Source organism: Brevibacterium sp. VCM10 (assembly GCF_000583215.1).
In the GTDB taxonomy this organism is placed as follows: Bacteria; Actinomycetota; Actinomycetes; order Actinomycetales; family Brevibacteriaceae; genus Brevibacterium; species Brevibacterium linens.
Genome location: NZ_JAJB01000050.1, coordinates 46883 through 58486, shown reverse-complemented (window position 1 = coordinate 58486; position 11604 = coordinate 46883). Strand labels below are relative to the sequence as shown.

The 11604-nt window shown below is 61.8% G+C and carries 16 protein-coding genes; 4 read left to right on the top strand and 12 right to left on the bottom strand.

Features of this window, described 5'->3' with window-relative positions; all coding sequences use genetic code 11:
* Positions 1–224 precede the first annotated feature (224 nt).
* From AD89_RS0115070 to AD89_RS20030, 3 genes are read left to right on the top strand one after another with little or no spacing between them, the layout of a single operon-like run.
* Positions 225–617 (top strand): hypothetical protein, encoded by a 393-nt coding sequence (locus AD89_RS0115070; RefSeq protein WP_025780263.1) that lies wholly within the window; start codon positions 225–227, stop codon positions 615–617.
* Positions 618–619: 2 nt separating this feature from the next.
* Positions 620–817 (top strand): hypothetical protein, encoded by a 198-nt coding sequence (locus AD89_RS0115065; RefSeq protein WP_035321032.1) that lies wholly within the window; start codon positions 620–622, stop codon positions 815–817.
* Positions 818–831: 14 nt separating this feature from the next.
* Complete coding sequence (locus tag AD89_RS20030; protein WP_155807487.1) at positions 832–1005, top strand: hypothetical protein; 174 nt, start codon at positions 832–834, stop codon at positions 1003–1005.
* On the opposite strand, the gene AD89_RS0115055 is transcribed toward AD89_RS20030, so the two are convergent.
* A complete protein-coding gene (locus AD89_RS0115055; protein ID WP_025780259.1) occupies positions 1002–1271 on the bottom strand; it encodes a hypothetical protein in 270 nt (89 codons plus the stop codon). The two genes, AD89_RS20030 and AD89_RS0115055, sit on opposite strands and share 4 nt — an antisense overlap.
* Before the next feature lie 103 nt (positions 1272–1374).
* On the opposite strand from AD89_RS0115055, the gene AD89_RS0115050 reads away from it, so the two are divergent.
* The gene (locus AD89_RS0115050; RefSeq protein ID WP_025780257.1) at positions 1375–1608 is read left to right on the top strand and encodes a hypothetical protein; all 234 of its coding nucleotides are present in this window, start codon (positions 1375–1377) and stop codon (positions 1606–1608) included.
* Between the two features lie 60 nt (positions 1609–1668).
* On the opposite strand, the gene AD89_RS0115045 is transcribed toward AD89_RS0115050, so the two are convergent.
* The 11 genes from AD89_RS0115045 to AD89_RS0114980 form a co-directional block, all read right to left on the bottom strand.
* On the bottom strand, positions 1669–1863 hold the full coding sequence (locus tag AD89_RS0115045) for a hypothetical protein (RefSeq protein WP_025780255.1): 195 nt from the start codon (positions 1861–1863) through the stop codon (positions 1669–1671).
* Positions 1864–1874: 11 nt separating this feature from the next.
* Positions 1875–2123, bottom strand: a complete 249-nt coding sequence (locus tag AD89_RS0115040; protein WP_025780253.1) for a hypothetical protein — start codon at positions 2121–2123, stop codon at positions 1875–1877.
* Positions 2124–2137: 14 nt separating this feature from the next.
* Positions 2138–2269: a hypothetical protein gene (locus AD89_RS20515; RefSeq protein WP_269320692.1), complete on the bottom strand. Its 132-nt coding sequence runs from the start codon at positions 2267–2269 to the stop codon at positions 2138–2140.
* 2 nt (positions 2270–2271) lie between these two features.
* On the bottom strand, positions 2272–3414 hold the full coding sequence (locus AD89_RS19420; protein WP_197021777.1) for a peptidoglycan recognition protein family protein: 1143 nt from the start codon (positions 3412–3414) through the stop codon (positions 2272–2274).
* Positions 3415–3483: 69 nt separating this feature from the next.
* A complete protein-coding gene (locus AD89_RS19415) occupies positions 3484–4206 on the bottom strand; it encodes a collagen-like protein (RefSeq protein WP_051505277.1) in 723 nt (240 codons plus the stop codon).
* Positions 4203–4487 carry a hypothetical protein gene (locus AD89_RS0115010; protein ID WP_025780251.1) on the bottom strand — a complete coding sequence of 95 codons (285 nt, stop codon included), beginning with the start codon at positions 4485–4487 and terminating at the stop codon, positions 4203–4205. The genes AD89_RS19415 and AD89_RS0115010 overlap by 4 nt, the downstream gene beginning before the upstream one ends.
* 48 nt (positions 4488–4535) lie before the next feature.
* Positions 4536–4988: a hypothetical protein gene (locus AD89_RS19410; RefSeq protein WP_155807486.1), complete on the bottom strand. Its 453-nt coding sequence runs from the start codon at positions 4986–4988 to the stop codon at positions 4536–4538.
* 150 nt (positions 4989–5138) lie between these two features.
* Positions 5139–8552: a hypothetical protein gene (locus AD89_RS0114995; protein WP_025780245.1), complete on the bottom strand. Its 3414-nt coding sequence runs from the start codon at positions 8550–8552 to the stop codon at positions 5139–5141.
* A complete protein-coding gene (locus tag AD89_RS0114990; protein ID WP_025780243.1) occupies positions 8549–9667 on the bottom strand; it encodes a hypothetical protein in 1119 nt (372 codons plus the stop codon). The genes AD89_RS0114995 and AD89_RS0114990 overlap by 4 nt, the downstream gene beginning before the upstream one ends.
* On the bottom strand, positions 9667–10710 hold the full coding sequence (locus tag AD89_RS0114985) for a hypothetical protein (RefSeq protein ID WP_155807485.1): 1044 nt from the start codon (positions 10708–10710) through the stop codon (positions 9667–9669). Before AD89_RS0114985 ends, AD89_RS0114990 begins: the two co-directional genes overlap by 1 nt.
* Positions 10711–10726: 16 nt before the next feature.
* A complete protein-coding gene (locus AD89_RS0114980; protein ID WP_025780239.1) occupies positions 10727–11602 on the bottom strand; it encodes a hypothetical protein in 876 nt (291 codons plus the stop codon).
* Positions 11603–11604: the final 2 nt, after the last annotated feature.

Genomic DNA, 11604 nt, shown 5'->3' with positions numbered 1-11604 from the left:
CCCGTTCTGCGGAGCCGGTGGGATTTGAACCCGATTGAACGCCCAGCCCGGCGCGCGATCGGCGGATTCTCGGGGCTTGGCAACAGCGGAGAGTGGTCTAGCCATTCCCAGATGTGCCCAAATTGTGCCCGCAGCGTGCCCGCCCGCGGCTGCCTCAATAACGAATCGGACACTAAGTGCGTAGTTGCCGACCATCGACACACAGAAAGTTCTAAGATCCGATCATGCGCAAACCATTCATTTCCGCCTTGGCCGTGCTCACCCTTTTCCTCGCGGGATGCGGACCTGAAAAATCTGGCGGTTCATACGACGACATCAACGCCCTCCGGGATGCCTTCATCAAAGCCGGCGGCGACTGCGAGGAATGGGACGAATCCAATCAGGTCCTCGGCGCCGCCCAGTCCGGCGACTGCGGCACCGACACCGTACTGTCCGTCTACCTCACCCACGACGCCGTACAGCAGCGAATCGCGGATACCAAAGACTCCATCTTCAGCGCCGCCGGCGGCGAATGGCTCACCGGTGAGAACTGGGTGATCAACACCGACGACGTTCGCGGCCTCCAAGAGAAGATGGGTGGGCAGATCGTGTCTTTCGGAAGCGACGAGGAGGAGTGACCATGGCTAGCGCAATCGGAATGCTTATCGTCTGGGCGCTCAGCCTCGTCATCCTTATCTTCGTCATCGGCGCCGGCGTACGCGTCGGCATGCGATGGTCACGGATTGACGAACGCAAAGAGCAGGAGGCCCGCAATCATCCTGCGTACCGAGACGGGCAGTCCGTCTTCAACTACAAGCCCAACAAGAAGTTCAAGTAGCGAAGGAGACATCCATGGAGTTCTTCGGACCACTCATAGCCGGAGCCCTCGGCGTCATCATCGTCCTCTTCATTTCCATCTACGTGATCGAGGAGGGCGTGCGTCGAGGTATGCGGAAAGCACGAGCAGATGAACGCGCAGAGAACGCCGAATACGAACGGTGGGAGGCCGAAGAGGACGCCGGCTAGACAGCCTTCCCTTCCCACCACACATCGTCCGGCATCAGCCATACACCGATCGCCTGGACTCGACGGTCCTTGGACTCTACAAAGATCGCACCATCGAAGCCGAGGCGCGTCGCCGTCCCATCGAGCCACACTTCACCGTCCCGATCGAACACGAGCCGAGCACGCACCCTCATCGGCTGCCGGTCCCGGAAGGAACCGCGGGCACCGGCGTCGTTGCGAATCTTCTGCCAGTAACGCCAGGTAGCTGTGCCGTAGTCCTCGGTCATTGTTCTATTATTCTTCGATTCGACACGCGATCAAAGTCGGCTCCGGATAATTGGTGGAGCGGCAGTTTGTTGCCGTAATTGAGGCTAGAGAAGGGATCAGGCCATGGATGAGAAGGAACTCATCATGTACGTAGGTGGACCGCTACACGGCAAAGTGGAGCTGTTGACCGCCCAAGAGGACGAGGACAACTGCCGTGGCCACCTCGGCGGGTGGTACAAGTCTGCGGGCACAGGCGAGCACGAGGGCCAGTTTGCGGGCAGGCGCGAATGGATCACCGATGAGCGGCCACCGTGGTCTCCGTCGCCGGAGTCGGAGATCGACGGGACGCGCGACTGATTGCGTGCACGACAGAAGGCCCCCACCGCTTTCACGGTGGGGGCCATCTATGCGTCCGGGTCAGACGTCCAGCGCAGCTCTGACAGCTGCGTCCTTCGCCTCGAGGAGTTTCCTCAGGCTAGTCGACTTCTCCGGCCCATCGGGCAGTGACTCGTCGATGTCACAGGCGAGTCTGTGGAACTTCTCAGACGTGTCCCGTAGAGCGCCAACACGCAGGTGGTCGAAGGCGAAGTAGCGCATGATCTGTGTGGCCATGGGGTCTCCTCTCAGTGCTTCGGCTCGTAGTCGACAGGGACGGGAGTCGCGTCGGTCTCTCGGTCCGGGTCGCGCTTGATGTACGCGCCGAGGACCGCGGCCAGCGCGGGGACGCCGGCATAGATCACCGGCGCCCAGCGTCCAGCCCAGTCGAGCATGTCGGGGGTGATTGCCGAGAGCATGGCAACGACGATCACGACGACACCGGACGAGATGCCGGCGGCGCCGACCTTGGGTGAAGTCTTCTTGTTGGTGGGCATGAGTGCTCCTTGGGTCAGTCCTGGCCGATGCCGAGGAATTGGGCCTGCACGTCAACGAGCGACAGCAGGCAGATTATGAGGCCGAACACGAAGATCGGCAGGCCGAGGCCGATTGCGACCGCGGCGAGAGCGGCGAGGGTGCGCATGGTCACCACAGCTTCCCGGCGTTGAGGTTGTCCTGCAGCTTGCGGACCATGACTGACGGATTCGATACGTATCCGTCTGGAATGGTGCCGAGCTTGCGCTGTAGTGCCCCGATTGTCTGCGGTCCAATTCGGCCGTCCTTGGTCACGCCGAGCTTGCCCTGCAGGGCTTCGATGACGTTCGATGAGCGCGGGTTCGATGTCCATTCCCATCCGGACAGCAGGCCGGGGTTCTGGGTCTTGTACGCGATCGGCTGGAACGAGACCTCGCCGTCGACGGGAGTGCCGAGCTCCTCCTGTAGACGCCTGGTCGTGGCTCGACCCCATTTGCCATCGACCGTGATCTGATTAGCCTTAGGATTGGCCGACTTCTTCGGCTTGCGGGTCCACTTGAGGCCCAGCTCTTCGGCCTTGTCGATGGTCTTGTCACCGGCGAGTCCGTCCGGGACGAGTCCGTGCTTCTCCTGGAAGGCTTTCGTGGGCTTCTCGGTGTCGGCTCCGAAGTAACCGTCGACTCCGCCGTCGCCGATGTCGTACCCCTGCGAGACGAGGAAGTCCTGCCAGTCCTTTACCGGATCGCCCTTGTCCCACAGGCCGAGGGTGATGCCGTAATCGACGGTCTCGTACTCGCGCTTCCCGGATCCGCCGCTCGATGATCCGCCGCCGGTGGTCGAGGGCACCTTGCCGGACTTCTTGTATTCGTTCACGGCGTCGACGAGCTCGCTGAGGCGAGGGTAGTAGTCGCCGGGGCAGGCGGTGTTCTTCCAGTCCTTGTGGCCGTAGTACTTCATGGAGCCGTGCTTGCGTTCGAGGTTGACGCACAGCTCGACGAGGGTGGCCCAGTCGCCGGCGCTCATCTCGGGGCGGCATTCGATGCCGATGGTGGTGCCGTTCGCTTTGTTGTTGCCGCCGTGCCAGGATGCGCGGGAGTCCTCGACGATCTGAGTCACGAGGCCGTCCGAGACCACGTAGTGCGCCGACGATCCGCGGTTGCCGGTGTACCCGCGCAGCCATGACACGACGTTCGCGTGCTTCTGGCCGTCAGATCCCCAATGGTGGATGGTGATGCCGACGATGCCGGACCCGTAGCCGTAGCTGGATCTCGACGAGTGGTTGCGGCCGATGTTCTTCACGAACTTGTAGGACATGATTCCCCTTTCGGGCATACGAAAGCCCCGGCAGGTGCGTCCTGTCGGGGCTGTGGTGGTGTGGTTCGGTTACGGTGTCGCGGTGGGTGAGCTGGTTGGTGTTGTCGTGGTTTGTTGGGCGCGGCAGGGTCCGTCGACGGTGATGGTGGTGTCGTCGGTGAAGGTGAATAGCCAGTCGCCGCTTGTTGTGCAGGCGACTGAGGCGACTCCGCGTCCGTTCTTTCCTGGGTTGCCTGTGTCTCCTTTGTCGCCTTTCGGTCCGGGGTCGCCTTTCTCGCCCTTCTCGCCCTTGGCTCCGGGGGCACCGTCCTGTCCGGGTGCGCCGGCTTCGCCTTTCTGGCCCGTCGATCCGGGTTCGCCCGCGGGCCCCGGGACTCCGGTTTCGCCTTGCTGTCCGACAGGTCCGGGGATGTCTGAGTCTTCGCCGTCTTGGCCTGGTTTTCCGGCAGGGCCGCGGACGGTGGAGTCCTGTCCGGGTTCGCCTTTGGGGCCGCGGGGCCCGGGCGGGCCGGCGGGACCGGGTTCGGCAGGCTTCACGCTCTTCTTCACCTGCTCGGCTTTCGTGCAGATGTCGCGGCCGTTGACCTTCACCGATCCCTCAGCGCACGCCTGAGAAACTTGGTCGGCGAGCGCGTTTGCGTTCGTGGTGGCGTTGTCGGCTTCCTGCTGGGTGGAGGTGATTGTCCAGATCGTCCATACGGCGCACACGATCGCTGCCAGGAGGAAGAGTGTGTTGACCCAGCGGGGTGGGAATTCGCGGTCGCGTCGGTCATCGTGTCGGTTTCGCATCATGCACCTCCGTCGCGCTGTTGGAGGATGCGCAGCTGGTCTTCGAGGGCGATGCGCCGTGCTCGTTCTTGGTCGCGTTCTGATTCGGCTGCAATGCGTTTGGCTTTCTCGTCGGTGAGCGCGGTGCGCAGGTCTGCGTTGTCGCGCTGTTCGCGGTCGATGTCCTCGCGCAGTTCGGCGCGGCGCTCGGCGTTGAACTTGCGGTCGGAGAGGAAGAACCACGCTGCGACGGCGACGATGCCGCCGGGGCCGCCGTAGGTGGTGAGGAACGATGGGATATCCACTGCATGGTCCCTCCTGTTATCGCGATCGTGCGGGTGCCGTCGTCACAGTCATTCGACGGCCTCCCAGCCTTGCGGGTACGCGGTCGGGGACCATGTGTTGCTGTCGATGAGTGACACATACTCCGCGCCTTCGAACATCACATGATCGCCGGTCTGGTAGGCGTCATGTGCGCCGGTCGGGGCCACCCATTCCGGTACGGCCCCTTCTTCCACGACTTCCCGCCACCCCGACACTCCTGGTTGCCACACGTTGGCAGGCGTCAATGACACCCAAGTCTTCCCGTCGTGTGTGACAGTCCAGTCTTTTGGGTACGCGTTCGTCGCGTCCGTGGGTTGCACCCATTCGTCACCGTCGGTGATGCCTTGCGCGGCGAGAACGTCACGGGCAATCGCATCCATCTGCTTCCCCGCCGTGGCGAGTGTTTGCCGGCGACCCAGCTCCGTGTCGATCATGGTTTTCAGTTGTCGGAGTTCTGCATCTGAAGCATCTCGGATATCCACTCGGGAAGCACCTGCCCTTCGTTTGGTTTGATTTCGGTGATGTTCGTGATTTGGTTGCCGCACACCCCGCACATGACGGTCACGTCACCGTGAACTTGTATGGGTTGCCACGCGGACGGGCAATCAGTGGTTTCACACGTTGCGTACAAGTCAGGCTCCTTGGTCGAAAGCAATCCAGGCGACACGACGGGGGCCGGATGAGGTCGAGAACATGTTGATGGTGAACGAGGTAGCCGACACGTCACGCACACCCACGGACACGTCGCGTGGTGCGCTCGTGTAAGCGGTGAGCGTCAGTTCTGGAATGTTGACGAACCGGCCCGGTGGGAATGTGACTTCCACACTCGTTGTGCTGTTCGCGGACGGGGACGTGATAACCACTTGCCCGGACACGACGGCACCGGACCATGAACCGTTCGGGAAGAACGTGAGTGGCCCCCACCGCCCGGACCCGTCACCTTCGACCCGGTACGTTCCCGACGCGGATTCGAGGACAGCTTTCTCCGCTTCAGGGAAGTTGTTGTTGTCCCTCGGTGACGGCTTGGAAGCCCAATCGGTGGGCAGTTCGTCATACCAGGCGACCGGGCGGCCCTCACTGAAACTCCATGTCGGGGAATGGAAATCAGTGCGTGTCGGAATCGTCTCCTTCTTCGCTATGGCGGGCAGAATCATCTGCACACCATCCGGGAGAGGCTGACCTATGAACTTGATTCCCGCACGGCGCGGCCACGTGAACCGTTTCGGTGGGCTGATCCTCGACCACGTTTCGGTGATTCCGTTGTCATCCCAGTCTTCTGCCCACGCGTACACGGCCCACCAGTCGCCGGACTCGTCGCCCGTGTTGATGTCGGCGTACTCCACGATCTTCCCGGCAGGGTCGAGGGCACGGAACTTCCCGTCATGGAACACAACACCCGTGCTTCCGGGCTCCGCCGCGAACCATCCACCCGCATCAACACGGTTGCCGCTCACCGTGTACCGGATGAACGAGTTATTGGATGCTCGTGCGGCCACCATGTGGTTTGACCCGAAATCGCCAGCACCAACGTATACGCCAACAATGTCGGAGGCCACGTTTTCGCCAATGGAGACACCGCTGATTTTCGCGCCAGTGGTTTTGTTGTAAGTGCGGAAAATGAGGTCACCAGCGTCCGTGCACTGAGCAATGACAACGCTCGTCCCGTCATTACCAATACCCGGTTTATACACGAGCGGGTTCGTGGACGAGTACGCAATATCCTCGTACTCGAATTCCCGCTTCTGCGTCAGGTTCAGGTCGGTGACGATCACCGTCGACGTGTGGTTGGTCAGGGTCAGCCAGTACAGTTCCGACCCAATGCAGGTGACACCGAACAGTCGCCCCCACGCACTGGGAAGCGAGACCTGTTCGGCTGCACCTGTGGCGGCATCGATTTTCCAGGCCGCACCAATCTCCGGCCATGCTTCCGCTGTCCAATAATGGGTACCGTCGAACGTGAGACCGACCGGTGTAGCATCAGACGGTGGCGTGAACTCAACGCCCTCCCAGTAGGGTTGCACGACGGGTGGTGCGGTCGGGTCCGTCACACCAGCAGCCAACGTAAGTTTCGCACCCTGGGCGAGCGTGTTGTTCGCCTTGAACTCAGCACCCTCGTTCACGACAAGAGTGTCAGCTTCGACCTCGCCCTTGAACGTGTTCCCCGCAGCCGATAATTGGGTGCGCACATCATCGTTCTCGTCTTTCACGGTGAACCGGGAGCCGATGATGTCGACGCCCTCGAACAGTCGGTTGCGGAACACGTCCGCATCCATCATCTCCGCACGCACTTCCACGAACTGCGCCAGCTTCGCCCAGAGTTCCTCCGACGCCACGATCTTCGGGGCAGTGACCGAGTTCGTCAGTAGAGCGTTCTCACCGATGAACTCCTCAGCCTGTGACATGCGGGCAACGACGACCTCAGCAAAGAGCTTCTTGATGACGGCCTCGGCGAGCGCAGCGGTACCGGCCTTGAAATTGCCAACCTCGAGGACATCGGCGGCGAGGTGCGGAGTCTGGATGCCACCTGGCTCGATGAGCGTCCCGCCGACTGGCTTGTACAGTTTCATGCCAGAGAACGACACCTTGGCGCTGGTGTTCGTCCCTGAGCTGTGGTTGAGGTAGAACGCCTGGACGATGATCGACTCGACGCCGGCAGGGACGACTTTGGAGGATACGACCTTCGTCCAAGAGGTCGGCACGGTGTACTTGGCAATTGGCCCTTGGGTAGCACCAGCGCCTCCGCCCTCGATATCAGTCCAGTCCTGCAGTCTCCCTGCTGTCGACGTGTTTGCCCCAGTCTGATCTTGGATCGTGACGTAGAGAGCCGAGTTAGGGGTGTCCGCCTTGACCCATGCCTCGAACACCAGCGTTTCGCCGGGAGCGACCGGGAAGCGTGTCCCGGCGAACGGGTTGTAAACGTAGCTTCCCGCGGGGAAGGTGACCATTGGCGCATTGTTCGGTCCGCCCGTCGCCGCGTACTCGGCATTAGCGGGCCACCCAGCGTTCGACCCGACGTTCAAGTCCCCATTGGGGATAAGGTTGCGGTCCCCACCGATGAGCAACTTGTCGGCGAGGATCGCCCCGGCGCGGATTCGGTTGACGACGTCGAGGAAACCGGTCGTGATCGTCGATGCGTCCACATTCGACAGGACGGCACCGTCGACATGGTGCTCGACCCACACATTGCCCTGCCAGCGGGAGCGACGGATCTCGCGGCCCCCCGAGCCGAGTGAAGTCAGCTTCACCCATGTGTCACCGACTGCACCGTCATAGTTGACGGGCGGGTCCGCCGTCGACCACTTCGTAGAAGACTTGCCGCCGATAGCCGAGGTGAGTGTGCCCTCCACATTCGCAATCTCCGCAAGGGCCGCGTCGATCGCTTCTTGCCGGGCCTGCGCGATCTCATCAGAGATCTCCTCCGGGTCCAGATCTGCGATACCCGCGAGTTTGTCTGCGAGGGTCTGCTGTCCCTCGATAAGCATCTCGCCGGCGTTCTTGATCAGAGTCGCAGCCGCGTCGATTTCCTCGAGCACAATGTCCCCGTACCCGGGCACCTCAACATCGACAGGTGCGGACGGGGCAGACATTTTCCCCGCCTGCGACCAGGCGACGAGACACACTGCATACGAGCCCTTCTCGACACCGATCTTCACTTCCCCGCCCGATGCCGCAACCATTGACCCCTTCGCCGTCAACCGCGAAGGAACGACCGTGTCGCCCGCCTGCACGTACACTTCGGTACGTGCATAATCGGACGGTGCGAGAGCATCAGCATCAAAGTCACCATTCCAATGCACCCTGATCTGCCCGAAATCCACCTCGACTGTGAACCCGACCGGTGTCGGCGGGGTGGGGCCGGATATGACGTGGATGGTGTTGCCGCCGTCGTCCTGTTGGCCGATGGTCATTTTGAGGTTGCCTTCGGCGTCCTTCGAGTCGATTGCACCGTTCTCGATCGACGACAGTGCGAGCTGTGGTCCGCCGGCGAGTCCCCTGTACTGCTTCTTGAGGTTCTCGACGTCTCGGTAAAGGCGGTCCAGTGTCATTTGCTCACCTTCTCTGCGCGCATGATCTGCAGCGTGGTCACGTTGGATTCGGGTCGGATCTGAATGCCGAGGATCTTCACCCACATTTCGCGAATCCCAGACCAGCCGGGTGCGGTTTCGATGAGGATGTCGTCTCCGACGGAGTAGGAGCCCAGCCGTGCGTGGTCGCTTTGTCGGACTTGGATCTCGGTTACGTCGGCGGTGCCGGAGAGCAACTTCCGTTCCGCCGCTGCACGCTTCTTCGCCTCTGTCGGGGTGGTGATCGACTTGTCGATGATCACCGCGTCACGGCCGAGGCGTCCGGGGTTCGCGGCGTTGTCTTCGGCGCGCATCATCTTCGACCCTTCACCGGCGCCGAGAACAATCACGTCGGAGGCGTACGAATCCCCACCGATGTCGAACCTTGGTTGTTCGACGACGTTCTCCCCGACGACGAACCGCAAGTCGGTGCGGCGAGCGCCGAGGCGTGGGTAGCCGTAGTGGAGGATGTGGCGGATCGCGGTTTTGTCGGTGTTCCATTCGTGGGTCATGGTGTATTCGAATGGGGCGATGTTGGCGAGGAGGTCGAACTCTTTGGCGAGGTCGTGGGTTTGGTAGTAGGCGAGGACGTAGGGGGTGACCTTTGTCGGTGTGGTGGTGGGGGTGACGTTGTCGTCGCCGATGAACATATCCCGGGAGGTTTCGGCGCCGGCGAATTCGACTCCGATGTTGAAGTGGGGGCGGGCTTGGGTGTGTTCCCACAGGTGGCGTGAGACTTTGAGCGGGTCGTCTCGTTCGATGGACTTCACCTCGGTGTAGCGGGTGTCGGTGAGGTATCCGGTGTGGCCGATGCAGTCGAGCTGCAGTTTCGGGGCCTCGTCGTCGTAGTCCTTGAGGATGCCGCCGCCGCGAATGTGGCCGTCCTCTTCGGCGTAGATCGCGGTCCACCAGGGCACGAAGATGTGTTCTCCGTCGTCGGTTTTCAGGGATGCGATCTCTGGGGTGATGGTGCCTTTGACCCCGCCGTGGCCGTTGACGACGGGGTTGACCTCCGCGTTGGAGAGGGGCACGTTGAAGTTGAGGAACGTCTCAGTGCCATCTCCGTTCATGCGTGTTGCGATGTAGCGCCAGGTCATCAGAGTGTGTTCTCGTCGATCGCTTTTTGGGCGAAGATGATCTGGATGCCAAGCCCGGATTTGTGGTCCATATACACGCCATTCGTGTCCGCTTCGTCTGAGAGGCCTGCCTTGAATCCGAATCGGATTGTTTTGCCACGCAGTTTCTTCGGCACTGTGACCTGATCAATCAAGGGCCACGACGTCCGGTAGTTTCCTTGTGTGCCGGTGGTGTCGAAGGCGAACTGTTGAGTGGCGTACTCAAACTGTCGGCCCTTCGGCCAACCGTGGTCTCGATACTCGTCACCGAACTCCATCCAGTACAGTCCGTGAGAGTTCTTCCCCGACTCACACTTCACGCCCACCCAGTCGGCGCGAATGCTCATATGGGTGGCCCACGGCCTGATGTAGATCTCGGCCGAGTTCGGTGATCCTGAACCGCCGGGGAACATCTCTCCGTACCAGCCACCGTTTGCTCCGTTGTGACGGGAGTTCACGTAGTTGTGGCGGAGATCATTGTCCTCCATGATGCGAGGACGGGAGAACGTTGCGATGTCCGTCTTCGGATCTGCGAGCTCCCGGATGTCCATAAGCATCGCGTTCGTGATCGTCGCGGTGTTCGCCGGCTGGGTGAGGGTGGTGAGGTAGACGTGCGGGTAGGTGATCCCTTCGAGCGTTGAAACCCACTCGTATGAAGTTCGCAAGTCCGTGGCCGGGTTCGTCGGGATACCCGCTTCATACTGTTCGTCATGAACCGCCCAGATGAGATGTTTCACCTGAGCGCCAGATGAACCGGTGGGAGCGACCGGGAAGTCGGTGCTGCTGATCTCGCGGCCGGAGTACGATTGCGATCCACCGTTCTCTCCGAGATAGTCATTCGGAGACGCACACGCCCCTGAGAGGATCCGCACGAACCCTCCCGGAGTGGGAAGAGCAGTGACCCTCATATCCTCGGGCTGGATGACTCCTCTGCCGCCCTTTGTCGACGCATACAGGGAGAGGCGAGCGCCTTCGACGGAGTTCTCTGCACCGTTTCCTACGGCCCACGCTTGGTCCAATGGCATGATCAGTGTCTCCTTTTCAGAGAGTGGTGATGGTTGGCCGCCAGGTGACGGTGAGGGTGGATGTGCCGGATTGGTCTTCTCCGGTGAAGGTGAGCTCGGAGGGTCCGGGCGGGATGGTTATGTCGTTCAGGCGGGTGCCGGGGGTGACGAGGCCCGCGGCGGAGGCCCCGTTATCCCAGAGGATCGTCTGTCGACGGGCGTCGAGAGTGATCGCCCTGTCATAGGCCAGGGACTGTTTGAGGCCGAATTCCCAGCCGGGGCCGGCGGCGTGGGCTTTGCCGATGGGCCCGTGAATTTCGACCTGCACGTCGTGGGTGGGGGTGAGGCCGCCACCGTCTTCGACGATTCCCTGCCTTGTGCCACCCTGAGTGGTGCCCCAGGGGAAGACGATGGGGAACACGAACCCGCCGGCAGCTCCGGGTGTCATCGTCATGGAGTGGACGCGAGCCTTGCCGTCGACCATGTCCGCCGACGAAGGCTGGAAGGTGGCCTTCGCCTTGATCGTTTCGAGGACGAACAGGTCGGTGGCGTCGTCTGGTTTCAGTTCGCGGGGGCGGCCGTAGATGCGGCGGGCGGTGCCGTGCATGTTGAAGTCCAGCGGCAGTTCGGCGCCGGGAGTGTCACGAAGATGCTGCGCGGCCCATGCGTTGGCGAGAGCGAAGTAGTTCTCTGCCGCCTCGGCGGGGGTGGTGCCGGTGATCGTGAAGTCGATGCCCCAGGGTTTCGGGTCGGCGTAGTCGCGGCCGAAGAACACGTTCGCCCCGACCGGGTTGACGATGTCCTGATCCCGCCACGCAATACCTGGGGTGTCGACGCGGGAGAGGTAGACGGCGTGGCCGGACCCGAACCGGTACCCGTCGAGGTCGAACTCGGCGTGGATGAGTGGGTTCATCA